Below are 16,836 nucleotides of genomic sequence, written 5' to 3' on the forward strand. Positions count from 1 at the left end.
AACTCCCCGAATGATAGCGATAGTCCCGCGTTCCTTCGCATTATCGCGTCCTCGCGATTACGCACCTTATGCGCAGCTGCGCATAACGTGCGGAACGCCGCAGCGTAAGCGTCATAGATGCGGCGCTGCTCGTCGGTGAGCTTGTGCTCGACCAGCTCGTATTCGACGCCGTCGTAGGAGAGCGAGCGCGCGGTATAGAGGCCGAGGGACCGCAGATCGCGGGCGAGCACCTCCATGGCTGCCACGCCGCCGGCCTCGATCGCCTCGACGAACTCCGCGCGGTTCGCGAACGGAAAATCCTCGCCACCCCAGAGTCCGAGACGCTGCGCATAGGCCAGATTGTGAACGGTCGTGGCTCCTGTCGCCGAGACATAGACCACGCGCGCATCCGGCAGGGCATGCTGGAGCCGCAGGCCTGCGCGTCCCTGCTGCGAGGCGGCGATATCGCCGCGATCTCCCTTGCCGCCACCGGCATTCTGCATCGCATGGCTCTCGTCGAAAATGATGACCCCATCGAAGTCCCTGCCCAACCATTCGACGATCTGCTTGACGCGCGAAACCTTCTCGCCGCGGTCGTCGGAGCGCAGCGTGGCATAGGTGGTAAACAGGATGCCTTCCGAGAGCGTGATCGGCTTGCCCTGCGGGAAGCGTGACAGAGGCGTGACAAGCAGCCGTTCCATACCGAGCGCCGACCAGTCGCGCTGCGCGTCCTCGATCAGCTTGTCGGATTTGGAAATCCAGACCGCCTTGCAGCGTCCCCGCAGCCAGTTGTCGAGGATGATCCCGGCCGACTGACGGCCCTTGCCAGCGCCGGTGCCGTCACCGAGCATAAAGCCCCGGCGGAAGCGGATAGCGCCAGCGGCATCCTCGGGCGCGGCGCTCACGTTGTCGAAATGCTCGTCCACGGTCCAAGCACCGGCGAGATGATCGGCATGGGCTTCACCTGCATAGATAACCGTTTCAAGCTGGGCGTCCGACAGACGGGTGCGGATGTCGGACGGCAGCATGGGCCGGTAGGACGGCTTTGGCGGCGCGACAGAGGCCATGGCAGTGGATTGCACCAGTTTGGTCGGATGCGGCTGTGCGCCAGAAATGCGCAGCGATTGCAGCGCATATTCCTCATAGATGGCATCGGACAGGTGAGCGCCTTCCGGTGGCGTCCAGTCCACGGTCTCATAGGCGAGTTCGACGCCCTCGGGATCGTTGGCAGGAGCAGCGGCAGGCCGCGCAGCTGTCGCGCGGGACAGATAGCCTCGCACGGTTTTCGGCGTGGCGGTTGAAGCGAACGCCACGATCTTCGGTAATAAGACAGGCGAACGCTGCGGGACATGCGCCTCGATCCATCCGATCAGCGTGCTGACGTCGGGCGCGCCCCCCGGCGAAGCCGGGAAGACGGACGGATCGTCGGCGGGCAGCTTGTCGATCACCGTCAGCCGCATGTCGATGCGGGTGCCATGTCTGGCGAAGACCGCGCCATCGATCGCCGCGGTGAAGACCACGCGGCCGCGGTCCTGCAGGCGCACGAAGGCGTCGCGCCAGGCCGGTGCTTCCGGTCCGAAGTTCGCGCCGGTGATCGTGACCAGCCGACCGCCAGGAGCAAGCCGGGCCAGCGCCGAGGCAACATGGCGAAGGGAAGCATCCGCCATCCGCCCTTCGACATTGGCCATGACCGAGAAAGGCGGGTTCATCAGCACAACGGACGGCACAGCCTCCGGGGTCAGATGATCGTCGATCTGGGCGGCGTCGAACCGGGTGACGGGAAAGGCCGGAAAGAGGGAAGAGAGAAGATCGGCGCGGGTCTCGGCGAGTTCGTTGAGGATCAGCGAACCGCCGACGCTCTGGGCAAGGATCGCCATAAGGCCGGTGCCCGCCGAGGGCTCCAGCACCACATCGTCCGGCGTGACCCCGGCCGCCGCCAGCGCGGCAAGACCGAGAGGCAGAGGGGTGCTGAACTGCTGGAAGCTCTGACTTTCTTCGGAGCGGCGGGTCTGCGTCGGCAGTAGGCCCGCGATCTTCGCCAGCGGATCGAGCCGGGAAACCGGAGAACCGGCTTTGCGGAAAAGCGCCTTTCCGTATTTGCGCAGGAACAGAACCGTGGCGACTTCGCAGGCCTCATAGGCAAGCTTCCAGTCCCAAGCGCCGCTGGCGTCGGAGGCGCCGAAAGCGCTTTCCATGGCACTGCGGAGGTCCGCAGTATTGACGCGTTGACCGCGTTCGAGATGGGGAAGAATGAGATGGGCGGCGGCCAGGATCACGGGGGCCGGCTGGGTGGCCGGACCGGTCACGGGAGATGAGATATTCATGTCGGGGAACCTCGGAGAGCAGGAATGGGAAGACCCGGACGGCTCTCTCTCACCCACCCGGACCTGCCCGTTTTCGGCCCACCTCTCACTCTCAAAGCACAGCATAAAAAAAAGCGCCCCGCCGTCCGGTCGGGGCGCTTGTCGGTGCCTTCTCGGGATCATCCGAAGCGGCGACCGGCTTCGGTGAAGGTGTATTCATTGGCGGCGATCGTTTCATCGACCACTTCGTCCGACGACAGATAATCATATTCGCGTTCAAGCTGGCAGTAGAGCCATCGAGCCAGATCACGCAGCGCCTCGATGATCGTCTCCTCGGCATCGGCGGTCATGTCCTGCCAGGTCGGGCTGTCTCGCTCCACCGAGATCGCCATACAGTATTCGTGATAATAATGGCCGCGATGGGTGGCCTCGGCGCCAAGCTGATAGAAATTACGCCGCTGAACCGCCTGCAAGGCGTCAGCGATGCGGTGCAGTTCGGTGTCCTGCGGCGCGTATTCCCTGATCCGCCGTGGCGCACCCTTGCGGTAGGCATAGAAAGTTTCAAAGCAGGCGCCATCGCCCTGGCTCCAGAAGCCCCGGAACCAGATGCAGGGTTCCCGTCGTGTGCCGCCGCCCATCAACCGGACGGTTCGGGTCTTGAGGTTCAGCCCGAGGATTTCGGCGACGCTCTGGAAATCCTCATAGACCGCATCGTACCAGTCATCGCCGAAGCCACCCTCACGATACCAGACGCGGGCTTTGTCCCTGGCTGCATCGGAAAGCTCGTCGAGGCGATAGACAGTGATCTCGATGACCTCACTCATAGGGATTGCCTCCCCCCAGCACGGTGGAAAGCCAGCCGTCCGTGTAGATCCAGTCCACCGCCTCGCCGGTGGCGAGATCGAGGACGTGCGCCCCGCCGCCGAAACCGTCCACACGCGGCTTCGAGCAGGTGTTGGCGTATTGCATTCCCCAAAGGCCGGTCAGCCCGAACTCCTTCGCGCAGCGTTTGACGAACTGGATGACATGCTCAGGATCGCCGGTGCCATCATCGTGCATCCAGAGCTGGGTTCCGCCATGCTCGGGTTGAATGGAAAGCAGAAACCCGTCCGAAGGCGGATCCTCAGCGGCATTCTCATCCGAGAGCGCATTGTAGAGATCGAGCGCACGGGCGGCCTGCTCGGGGGTGCCCACATCGAGCAGGCAGGAGAAATGGGTGAAATAGTCGGCCATGATGGTCTCCGGGCATGACATGGCCCGGCGTGAAACCGAGCCGGATGGGATGGAAAGGGTGAAGTTCAGGCGGCCTGTGGCAGGCGGAGCAGATCGGCCGCGGTCTCGCGCCAGAAGGGATCGACCAATCGGGCCTCCAGCGCCGCGGCGCGGTAACGCAGCCGTCTCGCATCACCGGGCTCGGAGGCTCGGAATGCCATACCGCGCAGTCGGCTGGCCTCGGTCACAATCCTGCGTGCCTCGGCATCGGAGGCGACCGGCTGCTGCCAGAGGATAATGCCGGCGCGGATTTCGCCGGCGAGGACCAGGCGTTGATCTCGGTCCTGAATGAGCATGATGTGTGGCTGGAAATACGGAAAGCTATCCGTCCCCGTGCAAATCTCACCACGCGACAGGCGCAAGGCTGCGGCCTGGATGGCCTCTTCCGATGATGGGCATTCCCCAAGCGGAATCACGCAATCGAAGCGGCTCGTCTGGTCACTGGCGTCATAACTCGCGACGCCCAGGCACGAGATGCGCAGCGGCAGCTTTTGCGACCGATAACGCGTGGACAGAACGTCAGCCGCCAGAATATGGCCGATGGAGCGGAAGGTTTCGGAACGGGCAAAGGTCATCGGGATCACTCCATGACGGGCGCCGGCGAGCCTCTCTCTCCAGCCCTCACCCCGTCACGGCCGAACGGCCCGCACTCTTCCTCTCTGACCGGGCTTGTTCCCGGTTCCGCTGCCGACGATGGGGGACCATCGAGAGGCACTGAAGGCCCGAAGCGCGGGTCTCCGCGCTCGGGCCGTTTGGGGTGAGGCGCTTTCGCGCCTTACTCCCATGGATCCAGTTCCAGCTTCACCATGTCCTCATCGCCGTCGAACTCGTCGGCGGGCATGGCGCCGTGGGTTCCGTCCCCAGCCTGGAACACGACGACTACGACCATCAGCGTGGCGGCGAGGCTGGCGGCGAAAGCGGTGGCATCTGCATAGGACATCGGGATTGGCTCCTGTCACTGGAGGCGGGGGACCATCCCCCGCGCGACAGGCGCCCGACGTGTCTGACCGGATCTGCACTCACCCTCGGGCGTTCGGACTTTTCCGAATCCCCGAGGGCGGCACGCGTGCGTAAGCCGATCCCTCGGGGGTTGAATGTCAAAGAGACGGATCAGACCAAGGTTAGCGAATGGAAGTGTGGGTGGTGTCTTGCATCCGACAGGCGCCGGATACCCGTTGCAGATGTTTCGCCCGGCTGGCCCTTGCCGCCACGTTGGCAGCAGGAATGTGTTCGAGGACGGGGGCAGACACCGATGCCGAACATGATGAGCGGCACTGTCGTGAAGCTGGAACCGGAGCCATACAGGCCGATGACAGGAAGACGGTGGCGGCTATCGTCGGACGTGAACAGGCCTTCAGTCCCAGAGTCCATCGGCAATCTCGCGGGCGATCATCGCGCGCGCTCTCATCATCAAGTCGTCACCGCTGGTGTCGATGTGACCGTCGAACCGGGCATGACCGCCGTTCGCGGTCCAATCGGCGTAGCGGCAATATTCGCGGGCTTCGAGACGGAAGGCGCGCATGTCATCCGCCCAATGCGGTTTCGGCTCCACCACCACGGTGATGCCATCGCAGGTTTCCTCCCAGGGCAGCGTCCGTTCGGATGGCGGACTGGCGCGGTTTTCACGGAATATCCGGTCGATATCGATCATTGCGGGCATCGGGTTCTCTAAAGAAAAAGCCCGGTCACGGGGACCGGGCAAGTTGCGGAAACGGAAAGCGGGATCAGTAGCCGAAGCGCCAGGACGGCCATGCCTGTCCGTCATTGGCGTCGGTGACGGCCTGGGCAAGCAGGTCGCCGTCACCTTCGATCAGCGTGGGATCGCGGATCGGGGTTTCGTCGATGACGACGACATCGGCGACGATGCCGTCCTCGACCTCGACATGCACGGGGACGAGATAGGAAAAGACGATGCGCCGGTTCGTCGTGTCGGGTCTCAGGGTCATGTTGGGCTCCTGAAATTGAGGAAAAAGTGCGGGGCGACCATAGCCGCCCCGCGTGAGGATCATTCCGCAGCGACCATGCTCTGCGGGTCTTCGTCCACGGCGGCTTCGTCCTCTTCGCCGTCTCCGGCGAGGAACTCGGGCAGATCGTCCGCCTCCGCGTCGATCGCGGCACCTGCATCGATCGCGGCGTCGGGGTCCACCAGGCGCAGCGGCTCCGGCAACCAGCCGGTTTCGGCCAGCAGGCGCTCGGCCTCCGTAGCCATGTCACCCTTCTTCAGGTGGTCGATGAGCTGGGCGGCCCGTTCGCCGGCGCCCTCGCGCACTGCCTCGATGATCCGCGGCTTGGTCACGCGGCCGAAATAGTTGCCGACGGTCGGCCGCCAACCCACAGCCACCATGTCGAGGCCCGTTGCCCGCGCCAGCCGGTCGGCCTGGGACAGGCGCACGTCGAGCCCGTGCTGGCTGACGCCCATGCCGCCATAGGGGTTGGGCTTCTCGTGCAGGGCGTTGACGCCGAAGCTGACGCAATGGGCGAGCAACTCCATGCGGGTGTCGTCGTCCTGATCGACCAGCCAGTCCCAGAGCGCCGCATCGTCGGCCGGGATGTGATCGCCCCAGCGTTCGTGCCGATCGGCGATGGCGCGCGCCGAAACGCTCTCGCCCAGATCGTCGGCCTGTGCCGGGAAATGAACTTCCCGGACATGAGCCTCAAGGCACCCCCTGGTGGAATGCGGCAGGAAGCAATCGGTGACCAGCCGATGCAGCAGCGCCGTCATCGCGACACGCGGGTTCGTCGCCACGGCATCGCGGAGCGCCAGCGTGCGATGCGCGGTCAGCTCGCTGATCAGGCGGTCCGGCAGAGGTCGGATGGTTTCGACGTCCTCGTCCTCTTCGGATTCGGCCGCCGTACCACCCAAGGTGATGACAGCGCGCTGGACGCCGCCGGGCTCGCCGCCTTCGGGAGATGCACCATCAGCGTCACCACCCTCGGGACCTTCCGCCGCCTCGTCTTCGGGACGGACATAGCCACGCTCGACGGCTAGCTGGCCGTCATGGCGGATGCTGACGAAGACACCGGCGCGGGCCATCTGATCGGCGTCGTAGCGCATCGGCCGGGTCTCGAAGGCTTCCAGCGCCTCTTCGATCTCGCAGAGCCGCGCATCCACCTTGTCGGGGAACTCGTCGGCCTGGGCATATTCCGCCTCCAGCGCGTCGAACTCGTCCCGCAGCTTCTCACGCTCGGCACGTTCCTCGTCGGTCAGGTCGATGGTGGTGCCGGCCAGACGGCGCATGCCGCTGGTATGGCCATAGGGGAAATCGGTCGCGACCTCGATCCATTTCCAGCCCTCGGCGGCGATGGTCTCCGCCTCGGCCTTCAGTTTCTCACCCGCCAGCCGGTCGAGCAGAACCGGGTCCTGGAGCCAACCACCATCGTCCTGCTGGAAGAGATCGCGCAGAACATAGCCGCCCGCCGCCTCATAGGTCTCGATGCCGACGAAGAGCGCCCGTTTGTCGGAGGCCCGCACCGTGATTTCCGTCAGCATGCGACGGATCGTGTAGGGCTCTTTCTGCCAGCCATCCTTGATCGCATCCCAGACCTGTTCCTGCCGGGCGTGGTCTTCGGAGACGGTGAAGGCCATGAGCTGTTCCAGCGTCATGCCGTCCTCCGCATAGGTCTCGAGCAGCGCCGGCGAGACCGAAACGAGGCGCAGACGCTGCTTCACCACCTTGGCGTCGACGAAGAAGGCTGCGGCGATTTCCTCCTCGCTCATGCCCTTCTCACGAAGGACCTGGAATGCCCGGAACTGGTCGAGCGGATGCAGCGGGGCGCGCTCGATGTTCTCCGCCAGAGACACCTCGTCGATCAGGATATCGTCTCCGGCCTCCGAGACGGTACAGGGCACCGGCGCGGTCTTGTTGAGGCGCTTCTGTTTGACCAAAAGCTCCAGCGCACGGTAGCGGCGGCCGCCAGCCGGCACTTCGAAGAGCCCGGTTTCCTGCCCTTCGGCGTCGAGCTCGGGCCGGACATGCAGGGACTGGATCAGCCCGCGGCGGGCGATGGACTCGGCCAGTTCCTCGACCGAGATGCCGGCCTTCACCCGCCGGACGTTGGACTGGCTGAGCACCAGCTTGTTGAAGGGGATGTCGCGCGAGGACGACAGGGTGATTTTCTGCGTGGCAGTGGCCATGTCAGTGTCTCCATGACGGACGCCGGGGAGCCTCTCTCTCCGGCTACAAGCCCGTCACGAAGCGAAGCGCCGCCCTCTTCCTCTGAAGAGAGCGACGCCGAACCCGCAGAACCACAAACCCGGCAATCAGGAATGCCGGTTCTGCGTATCGGAGAGGATCCCGGTCAACCGAAGCCAGAGCGATAAAGCAGGCGTTCGGCATCGCGAATGCTGCCGGCCTCGCGGGCCGCCTCGGCCCAGACCGAGATCGGGAAGTCCCCCGTGAAGAGCAGATCCCGTTCGATGCCCATGCCGAAGGGCAGCCGGATCGAGCGCAGTTCGTTGAGGCTCCAGGAGCCAAGCTCGGGGTAGCCGATATCGGCCAGGCCGAACATGATGTCGCCGTCCACGTCGAGCTCGGTCGCGAGCCAGACACCGGCACCGAAGGGATTGAAGAATTTCACGACCGGAATGTGGTCGGTGTCTGGCTCGCGACCGTTGGCCAAAAGCTGCGCGCGTTGTGACGCCGTCAGGAGGATCATGCCGCAGCCCTACCTTCCATCGGGGTCTGCCGCTCAACATCGGCGCTGTCGTCGGGCAGATGGGCCAGCAGCCAGTCGGCCGCCTTGCTGGCCTGCGAGGCGGCACGGACGATGGCGCGGGAATCCTCGCGCATCACCTCCAGCCAAGAGCCCACGTAATCAGCGTGGCGCACCGTCGGGACGATCCCGAGCGAGGCGCAACAGAACGCGCTCGAAATCTCGGCGATCAGTTCCTCGAAGGCGTATTTCTTCGTGCCGAAATTCCCCGAGAAGTCCCGCCCCAACCGTGAGGCATGTCCTGTCGCGTGGGTCTTATGCCGATATCGGCATAAGACCCATTATGCCGGAAGTGGGATTATGCCGCATGGCCGAGTGCGGTGGCTGGTTTGCCGAGGTTCGGCCATGCAGCGGTTCGGCATATTCAGAGCGATTCCAGGAAGGCGAGCAACTCGTCGTTAGGACGATACCGCCCCGGATGCGTTTCCGGGTTGGCGACCTGAGCGAGCGCTTTTTCCTTCAGCCGCATGTCGGCGTGGATATAGATTTGAGTGGTCTCCACGGATTCATGCCCGAGCCAGAGGGCGATTACAGACTGGTCGACGCCATGGTGCAGCAGTTCCATCGCAGTGCTGTGGCGCAGCGTGTGTGGCGTGACTCGCTTGCCGGCGAGGCTCGGGCAAGCTCGTGATGCCGTCAGGCAATGCTTCCGCACCAGATGCTCCAAAGCATCCCGGCTGAGTTGCTCGCCTCGGATTGACGGGAACAATGGCCCGTCGCTGTCGCGGCGTTCGCCTACCCAGACCTGGATCAGTTTCGCCGTATCGCGACGAAGGGGTGTGCTTCGTTCTTTTCGCCCCTTGCCGATGCAGCGGATGTGAGCGCCGGTGCCGAGAACCACGTCTTTGCAGCGCAGGTTGACCAGTTCGGACGCCCTTAGCCCGGTCTGGAGTGCAAGCACCAGCAGGACGTGATCTCGCCGCCCGACCCAGGTCGTTCGATCCGGCGCGGCCAGCAGCGCCGCTATCTCATCAGCGTCGAGGAATGTGACGCTGCGCTTCACATATCGCTTGTTCGGCATGGAGAGAATGCGCTGGCAATGAAGCAACCAACCCGGGTCGGTCAATGCGACGTATCGGAAGAATGACCGGATGGCTGCAAGACGCGTATTGCGGGTGCGGGCCGTGTTGCCGCGCGCCGTTTCCATATGGGTCAGGAAGTCGGCGACGAGATCGGCATCGAGATCTTCGATCGTGAGCTTTGTGGGCGGCTTTCCACATCGTGAACTTGCATATCGGACCAGCAGCCGGAATGTGTCCCGGTAGCCAGCGACGGTGTGGCGGCTCGCTTCCATTTGCGTGCAGAGCCGGTCAGTGAAGAAGCGCTGGATCAGCGTGGGGAAGTTGGTCGCCTTCATCGACCTTCCTCCGCCGCCGCGCCTGTTATTCGAGCGGAGGCCAGTTCCAGCAGTTCCGGGACCGCTTCCAGATACCAGTATGTGTGGGCGGTGTTTGCATGACCGAGCCATGTCGTAAGCTTGATCATCTCGCGACCGACGTCTTTGCCCGACCGATACCAACTCAGCATGGTCTGCACCGCGAAGGTGTGACGAAGATCATGGATGCGCGGGCCACGGCCGTGCCGAAGATAAAGCTGCCGCTCTCGCAGCCCGATCTTCTGGCATACATGTGCGAAGTTGTAGCGCGCACCGCAGTCGCCAAGACGACGCCCCTCACAGGTCACGAAGAACGCTTCCGGCCTGCGCCCGAGCAGCCGGTCCCGCTCGCGACTATAGCTTTCCAGCCGTTCCACGACGCTCGGGTCCAGCGGCAGCAACCGCTCCTTGCCGAGCTTGCCCTGCCGGACATGAAGCACACCGGATTCGACATCGAGATCGGCAGGATCGAGACCGAGAGCTTCGCTGATGCGGAGCCCCGTCACGGCGATCAGACCGAACAGCGTCGAGCACGTCAGGCCGCGCATCCCGTAGGTCGATGGCAGCGATCGCGCATGCTCGATGATCGCAACGATTTCGGCGTCACTATAAATATATGGATGCACACGTTGAACGCGACCGGGCACCAATCCCCGGGGCGGGGCCTCGTGCCTGGGATCCTGTCCATGCAGCCACTCGGCGAACTGGCGGGCCACCCTGAAGCGTGTTGCCCGTGTTCCGGGACTTGCAGAGGGGAGGCTTTCGAGCCAGCGCATGATCAGGTTGGCGCTGACGTGCAGCGCGCCGTCGCTGTCGGCGAAGGTGACGAAGCGGCGTAATATCCGTCCATCCGTGGTCATTGCAGTGCCGAGCTGTCGTCTGACGGTCAGATAGCAGTCCATTTCGGCAAGGAAGCTCATCGTGCCACCTCCGCAACAGGCCAAGGCTGGGCAATGGAGCGCAGCCCGTCCGTATCGAGCTTGGCGTAGATCATCGTCGTCGCCCGCGATCGATGCCGCAGCAGATCGCCGATCTCTTCCAATGACGCACCGGCGCGAACCATGTTCGTCGCCAGGCTGTGGCGCAGAACATGCGATCCCACATAGGGTGTCGGGGGCTTCACGCCCGTCGCCGCGAACGCCTCCTTCAATATCGTGTTGATGACCTGGCTGTCCTTGAACGGACGGTTGGGCGCTCGATGCGTCACGAACAACATGCGCGTGGTCGCTGAAGTTCGCTCCTCCTGTAAATACCGAATGATGGCTTCGCCGACGTCCGGCGGGATTGGCAACCGGTCATGTTGCTGCCCTTTTCCACGAACCATCAGTTCGCCGGCGCGCCAGTCGATGTCATCCAACTGGATCGCGATAATCTCCGGCGCACGCAGGCCGAGACGAGCCATCAGCAACAGCATGGCGTAGTCGCGGGCACCACGCCGCGGATTGGTGCGCACCGACGCGACGACGGCCTCCACCTCATCAGGCGACAGATAACGAGGGAGCCTCGCGCCCCAAGGTTTGTGGACTCTGGGGACGCAGAGCGAGAGGTTGGTCGTCGTGAGGCCCTGGGCGAACAGATACTGGAAGAAGCTGCGCAGATGCGTGGCCGGCGTCTTGTCGCGGAACGGGCGCTTGCGTGAGAGAAGGTGCTCCATGAACGCCACGACATCCCGCACGTTCAGCGCCGGCAGGTCGAGCACATTGTCGCCGAAGCGATGGTCGAGAAAGCGATCCGCGAACCGGAGCACGTGATAGATCGTACGCGGGCTGAGACCGCGTTGCCGCAGAAGATAGGTTTCGAAGTTGCTCAGCAGCTCTGCGCGCTCGGCCTGCGCAGGTGTCAGCGGCGGTCGTATCGCCACGCCGATTTCAATCAGATGCGCGACGAACAGCCTGGCAAGATTGGGAACCTTGATCTGGCTCTGCGGTGTCGCTGGCAATCGACATCCCAATTCAACAGCAAGATCTGGCGTCAACGCCGACGGTGCAATGGCCTCGTCATCGAGCAAGCGACCGAAGCGTCGAAGCAAATAACGATAATTTTTCAGCGTATCCGGTTTGTAGTTTCTGGACGCAAGGTTTTCTTCGAATGATGCGAGATACTGATCAAGGCATGTATGATCGGATTTTTCCATTTCTGTGCTCCATGTTGGTGGAGCAATGAACTTCGCGCCAAATCCCCGCTTTGTGACCAGTCGATCTTCATCTGAGGGCACGTGCGGCCAAGACAATATTTCGACGTCACCTCTTCAACGCTGACCCGCATATAGAGTTCTTGACGTGGCTGCCCGGACTTTCGTATCTAAAATTATGGGGATTGCGAGCTCCCCACGAGGCGCCAGCCGAAGATCGCGTTCCTGTTCAACCCCGGCCACGGAGGAACGCACATGCCTGCGCCCAATGCCATTTCGTTCGATAAACTCACCCGCATCATCGGAACCCCTCGAGCGCCGCTCTTGCTCGACGTGCGGTCCGAGGAGGATTTCGCGACCGATCCACGGTTGCTCCCTGGCGCCGCCCGGATCGATGACCAGGCGCTCGCCGCGCTCGCGTCACAACTCGGTGGGCAGCCGTCCATTGCCGTCTGTCAGGCCGGCCACCGGCGCAGCCAGGGCACGGCTGCCTGGCTTCGCGCCGAAGGCTGCTCCTCGGAATATCTCGAGGGCGGGTTCGATGCTTGGCGAGCGGCCGGACTCCCGTTGATCGATCCAGGCAAGTTGCCGGCGCGCGATGCGCAGGGCCGTACCATTTGGGTCACCCGCTCCCGCCCCAAAATCGACCGCATCGCCTGTCCTTGGTTGATCCGGCGCTTTCTCGATCCCCGTGCGATCATCCTGTTCGTTGCCCCCGTCGAAGTGGTGGGCGTCGCCGAGCGCTACAATGCCGCGCCCTTCGACATCGAGGGCGTGTTCTGGAGCCATCGGGGCGAGCTCTGCACCTTCGATGTGATGCTGGCCGAGTTCGGCCTAGGCATTCCCGCCCTCGACCGCCTGGCCGCCATCGTTCGCGGAGCCGATACCGCTCGGATGGACCTCGCACCCGAAGCCGCCGGTCTGCTTGCCGCTTCGCTCGGCCTGTCGCGGATGTATTCCGACGATCTGGAACAACTAGAGGCCGGGATGCTCCTCTATGACGCCTTTTATCGATGGGCACGGGACGCGACCGACGAGACCCATAACTGGCCCACTAACAAGCCGAAGGCAGAATGATGCAGGACCGCGCATATCCAACCCTTGGTGCGGCCACCCGCATCTGGGCCCGCATTGGCCTGCTGAGCTTTGGCGGCCCCGCAGGACAGATCGCGCTCATGCATCGCATCCTCGTCGAAGAACAGCGCTGGCTGGGTGAGAAGCGGTTCCTTCATGCGCTCAACTACTGCATGCTGCTGCCGGGGCCGGAAGCCATGCAACTCGCCGTCTATATCGGCTGGCTGATGCATCGCACCCTCGGCGGCATCATCGCGGGCGTCCTCTTCGTGCTGCCGGGCGTCGTGGCGATCATGGCACTCAGCTGGGTCTATGCGCTTTACGGCAATGTCGGGCCAGTCGAAGCTTTGTTCTTCGGGCTCAAGGCCGCGGTGCTGGCCATCGTGGTGCAGGCGGTCATCCGGATCGGCTCGCGTGCACTGAAGAACGGGGCGATGGTCACCATCGCCGCCGCCGCCTTCGTAGCGATCTTTGGCTTCGCCATCCCTTTCCCGCTCATCATCCTGATTGCTGGCTTGATCGGGTTCTTCGGCGCCCGTGCGGGTCTGCCTGCATTTCATGGTGGCGGCGGACACGGCAAGGTGGGCAAGGTCCAGGTCGATGACGCCGACACCCTCCTCGGCGAAGAATCGCCGGCTCACACGCAGGTCAACCGAGGGTGGGCGTTTCGCGTCTCGGCAGCGTTCCTCGTGCTCTGGTTGGTCCCGGTCGCCCTGCTGTTCGCCGTCTTCGGTCCGGCCAACGTTTTTGCCCAGATCGCAGGCTTTTTCAGCGTCATGGCCGTGGTGACCTTCGGTGGCGCTTATGCGGTCCTTGCCTATGTCGCGCAGGAGGCAGTTCAGAACTACGGCTGGCTCGCCCCCGGCGAGATGCTGGACGGGCTCGGCATGGCCGAGACTACGCCCGGGCCCCTAATCATGGTGACGCAGTTCGTGGGCTTCATGGGAGCCTTCCGCGATGCGGGCGGACTGTCGCCGTTGATGGCGGGAACGCTGGGCGGGCTGCTGACGACATGGGTTACGTTCACACCCTGCTTCCTCTGGATATTCCTAGGTGCCCCGTTCATCGAGCGCTTGCGCGACAACAAAGTGCTGACAGCAGCCCTGACGGCGATCACGGCCGCCGTCGTGGGGGTGATCATGAATCTTGCGGTCTGGTTCGGTCTGCATGTTGTTTTCGATGAGGTGCAGACGATCACGTCTTTCGGCCTCGATCTCGATGTGCCCGTCTGGTCCACAATGAACCTGTCTGCTGCGGCGTTGGTCCTTGCGGCGCTTGTCGCGGTTTTCCGCTTCAAGCTCGGCCCAGTGACGGTTCTCGCCGGGTGCGCAGCGGCTGGTCTGGTTCTTGGGGTGGCCAACATTGCATAACGGTGATCCGCTCTCGCGATCCAAGTGAGAGCCAAAGGGCCCATGACGAGATTGATAAGGGGACAACGCCGCATTTCGTCAAAGCCCCACCCGGACAATCGGATCGTGGGCACGCTAACCCCTAACCGAATTCCTCAGCTCCCTTGAGTTTCGTTTGGGCGTCGGTTTATGCCGAGCGCAAAGAGGACTATGGCCTGCAATTACAGCAGAGCGCTTGCGAAGTCGGCATAATCCCACTTCCGGCATAATGCCCCATCTCGTGCAGGGCGGTCCTGTGCCAGTTGATCGGCTCAAAATAAGCCTGCGGCGGTGGCACCTGTACATAATCGAGCGCGGGGACATAGAAGGCGTGGTTGCCACCGATCCGGAAGTCGATGCCGGTCGCCGCGATCAATGCCTCGACCCGCGGCTCGATCAGCCCGGGCGGCGGTGGCGGTGCCTCGACGGCGATGTCGTCGGGCAGACCCTCGCATTGCGCCGCGTTGAACACGGTAAAGCGCTTCAGAAACGGGATGCTGTTTGCGTCTTCCCCGGTCTCCCGGGCGCGGCGCTTCTCGTCTTCGGGCGTGAAACGGTCGGCATAGACGACGGTCGTGCCCCGCTCGCCCTTGCGGACATTGCCGCCGAGCGACAGCGCCTGGCGGAACGTCAGCCAGTGCTGGGTTGGATAGCCCTGCTGGATCACGGCGCCCCAAAGGATCAGGACATTGATCCCGGAGTATTGCCGCCCCGTGCTGGCGTTGCGCGGCATGGCGAGCGGCGCTTGCGCCGCCGCCGTCCCCCAGGGCTGGACCCAGGGCAGCCGGCCGTGCTCCAGCTCGGCGATGATCTTGCCGGTGATGTCGTCATAAAGGTTCGTGCGCGGGCCGCCCTTGCGGGCCGCGCGATGCTCTCTGTTCATCGGGATGATCTCCGCGACGGGCGCCGGAGGCCTCTCCTCCAGCCCTCAACCCGTCACGGAAAACCCGCCCGCACTTTCACTCTCAGGGGGCGTTGCGGGGTCTCCCCGCTGATGGGGGTGCGTCGGCAACGCCAGTGCCGACCAGGGGGAAGGCTTTCTTCTCCCGGCTATTCACCAGGGGTTTTAAAGACTAGAACTGGATATCTCTGGACGTCATGGGAGCAGGCTTGAAACGCTCAATCAGCGTCCCCCAACTGAGTTGACGGAACGAAGTTTTGAGAGCGCTACCGCAATGGGAATTCAGCATCTATGCGCTGTCCCTCCCCAAGGGGCATGGGTTCGGAAACCGGCCCCCTGTCGGCGCATGGCTCAGCGAAGACGGTCTCTCATGTGGCATTCTCAGGCGTGATCTGAATGATCGCTCCTATGGGGTGCTGGTCATGCGGCGGCGAACCGACCAAGTCTGGACGGTGACGGCCGAGCGTGAAGGCTATGCCGCTGAAAAGGAAGCCCTCGCCCAGTTGCCGCCTCTCCTGAAAGACGGAGAGCCTCCGGAACCTGTTCCCTCGGGCGTCATGCAGCGGCCCGCGCTCTATGATCTGGAAGGAAGGACGGCGAGCGACGTGTTCGCGACGTTGACGCTGCCGTCCCATCGCCCCGCGGCATGGACGCTCAACCAGCTCTATCTCGCGCTTCCAAAGCCAGATCGAAACTGGGCAGGAGATTGCCAGACGAACAACTTTCACACGCGGTTGTGGGAGGCGCAGCTGCTGGCGACGTTTCGCGAGCAGGGATTGCTCGTGACCCAACCATTTGAGTCCCCGGATTTCCGCATCGAGAACAGGCATGGCGGTTCGGCATGGGTGGAAGCTGTGACCGCCAATCCGGCAGATCCTTACAACCATGTGAACGCGCCTCCGAGCGCCTTGCCAGCCGACCGGGAAGAGGCGTTTTTCGGCGCCGGAGCTTTGCGCTTTGCCAAAACGATCGGCAACAAGCTTGCTCGCAATTACGATCAATTGCCGCATGTAAAGGGTCAGCCCTTCGCCCTGGCGATTGCGGACTTTCAGGCACCGGCATCGATGATCTGGAGCCGGGAAGGACTGATTGGATATCTCTATGGCGAGGGCGCGGAAGAGGTTGAAATCGACGGGCGCATGTTTGCGCGTCCGACGAAGGCATCCCACCTCAAGGGCAAGGTCAGATTTCCCGCTGGCCTGTTTGCCGATGCGGGCCATGCCGAGCTCTCCGCAGTTATCTTTTCGAACGCGTGTTCGATGGCCAAGCTCAACCGCGTTGCGGTATCGGGTCAGGGCGCACCGCGTGGACTACGATACATGCGGATTGGCAACTTCTTTGACAGGACGCCGGGCGCTCTCAGGGGCATCCCTTTCTGCCTGGATGTGACCAGCGATGCATATCGCAACCTTTGGCCGATAGGGAGTGAGCCGTGGTCGGCTGAAATCGAGGTCTTTCACAATCCGTTCGCGCACCACCCCTTGCCATTTGAGCTTCTGCCGGAGGCAACACACTGGTTCGACCAGGACGGTGAGACGGTGTGTCGAAGTTTTTACGAAACCTCGATCCTTTGGTCCCAGACACTGATCCAAAACGACACGGATCCACCGCCGACCTTGGAGCAACTGATGTCGAAGTGTCCAAAGGCGTGAAAGGCTTCATGCCGAATGCACCGAAGGTGCTCGCATTCGATCACCCGA

The 16,836-nt window shown here is 63.2% G+C and carries 16 protein-coding genes and 1 pseudogene; 3 read left to right on the top strand and 14 right to left on the bottom strand.

Annotated features, from left to right (window positions below; translation table 11 throughout):
- The 13 genes and pseudogenes from ACSSV4_RS18275 to ACSSV4_RS18335 form a co-directional block, all read right to left on the bottom strand.
- Positions 1-2,303: strawberry notch-like NTP hydrolase domain-containing protein (locus ACSSV4_RS18275; protein WP_454276603.1), on the bottom strand; the 2,303-nt coding region annotated here is incomplete at its 3' end.
- A gap of 158 nt (positions 2,304-2,461) precedes the next feature.
- Entirely contained in the window at positions 2,462-3,106 is a 645-nt protein-coding gene (locus tag ACSSV4_RS18280; protein WP_454276544.1) for an antitoxin of toxin-antitoxin stability system, read from the bottom strand.
- Entirely contained in the window at positions 3,099-3,515 is a 417-nt protein-coding gene (locus ACSSV4_RS18285) for a hypothetical protein (RefSeq protein ID WP_454276604.1), read from the bottom strand. The genes ACSSV4_RS18280 and ACSSV4_RS18285 overlap by 8 nt, the downstream gene beginning before the upstream one ends.
- 65 nt (positions 3,516-3,580) lie before the next feature.
- On the bottom strand, positions 3,581-4,129 hold the full coding sequence (locus tag ACSSV4_RS18290) for a hypothetical protein (RefSeq protein ID WP_454276545.1): 549 nt from the start codon (positions 4,127-4,129) through the stop codon (positions 3,581-3,583).
- Between the two features lie 200 nt (positions 4,130-4,329).
- Positions 4,330-4,494, bottom strand: coding sequence for a hypothetical protein (locus tag ACSSV4_RS18295; protein ID WP_110476885.1), 165 nt, complete (start codon positions 4,492-4,494; stop codon positions 4,330-4,332).
- 414 nt (positions 4,495-4,908) lie between these two features.
- Positions 4,909-5,214, bottom strand: a complete 306-nt coding sequence (locus tag ACSSV4_RS18300) for a hypothetical protein (protein WP_454276546.1) — start codon at positions 5,212-5,214, stop codon at positions 4,909-4,911.
- Positions 5,215-5,278: 64 nt separating this feature from the next.
- Positions 5,279-5,500, bottom strand: a complete 222-nt coding sequence (locus ACSSV4_RS18305) for a hypothetical protein (protein WP_454276547.1) — start codon at positions 5,498-5,500, stop codon at positions 5,279-5,281.
- 59 nt (positions 5,501-5,559) lie between these two features.
- Positions 5,560-7,689: a ParB/RepB/Spo0J family partition protein gene (locus tag ACSSV4_RS18310; RefSeq protein ID WP_454276548.1), complete on the bottom strand. Its 2,130-nt coding sequence runs from the start codon at positions 7,687-7,689 to the stop codon at positions 5,560-5,562.
- Positions 7,690-7,853: 164 nt separating this feature from the next.
- A complete protein-coding gene (locus tag ACSSV4_RS18315; RefSeq protein ID WP_454276549.1) occupies positions 7,854-8,210 on the bottom strand; it encodes a DUF2958 domain-containing protein in 357 nt (118 codons plus the stop codon).
- Positions 8,207-8,512 (bottom strand): annotated as a pseudogene (locus ACSSV4_RS18320) (zincin-like metallopeptidase domain-containing protein); the annotation flags it as partial. The pseudogene ACSSV4_RS18320 and the gene ACSSV4_RS18315, both read right to left, overlap by 4 nt.
- A gap of 119 nt (positions 8,513-8,631) precedes the next feature.
- The gene (locus tag ACSSV4_RS18325; RefSeq protein WP_036744228.1) at positions 8,632-9,624 is read right to left on the bottom strand and encodes a tyrosine-type recombinase/integrase; all 993 of its coding nucleotides are present in this window, start codon (positions 9,622-9,624) and stop codon (positions 8,632-8,634) included.
- Complete coding sequence (locus tag ACSSV4_RS18330) at positions 9,621-10,562, bottom strand: tyrosine-type recombinase/integrase (RefSeq protein WP_036744226.1); 942 nt, start codon at positions 10,560-10,562, stop codon at positions 9,621-9,623. The genes ACSSV4_RS18325 and ACSSV4_RS18330 overlap by 4 nt, the downstream gene beginning before the upstream one ends.
- A complete protein-coding gene (locus ACSSV4_RS18335) occupies positions 10,559-11,776 on the bottom strand; it encodes a tyrosine-type recombinase/integrase (protein WP_454276550.1) in 1,218 nt (405 codons plus the stop codon). Before ACSSV4_RS18335 ends, ACSSV4_RS18330 begins: the two co-directional genes overlap by 4 nt.
- 252 nt (positions 11,777-12,028) lie before the next feature.
- Between ACSSV4_RS18335 and ACSSV4_RS18340 the strand changes: the two genes are divergently transcribed.
- Together ACSSV4_RS18340 and chrA are read left to right on the top strand one after the other, a co-directional pair.
- The gene (locus ACSSV4_RS18340; protein ID WP_454276551.1) at positions 12,029-12,850 is read left to right on the top strand and encodes a chromate resistance protein ChrB domain-containing protein; all 822 of its coding nucleotides are present in this window, start codon (positions 12,029-12,031) and stop codon (positions 12,848-12,850) included.
- Positions 12,847-14,217: a chromate efflux transporter gene (gene chrA / locus ACSSV4_RS18345; RefSeq protein ID WP_231564840.1), complete on the top strand. Its 1,371-nt coding sequence runs from the start codon at positions 12,847-12,849 to the stop codon at positions 14,215-14,217. Before ACSSV4_RS18340 ends, chrA begins: the two co-directional genes overlap by 4 nt.
- 187 nt (positions 14,218-14,404) lie before the next feature.
- Here chrA and ACSSV4_RS18350 read toward each other — a convergent pair whose 3' ends face one another.
- Entirely contained in the window at positions 14,405-15,118 is a 714-nt protein-coding gene (locus tag ACSSV4_RS18350; protein ID WP_454276552.1) for an ArdC family protein, read from the bottom strand.
- A gap of 275 nt (positions 15,119-15,393) precedes the next feature.
- On the opposite strand from ACSSV4_RS18350, the gene ACSSV4_RS18355 reads away from it, so the two are divergent.
- Positions 15,394-16,788 (top strand): hypothetical protein, encoded by a 1,395-nt coding sequence (locus ACSSV4_RS18355; protein WP_454276553.1) that lies wholly within the window; start codon positions 15,394-15,396, stop codon positions 16,786-16,788.
- The last annotated feature ends 48 nt before the right edge of the window (positions 16,789-16,836 follow it).

This window comes from Roseovarius sp. MBR-154, assembly GCF_053628595.1.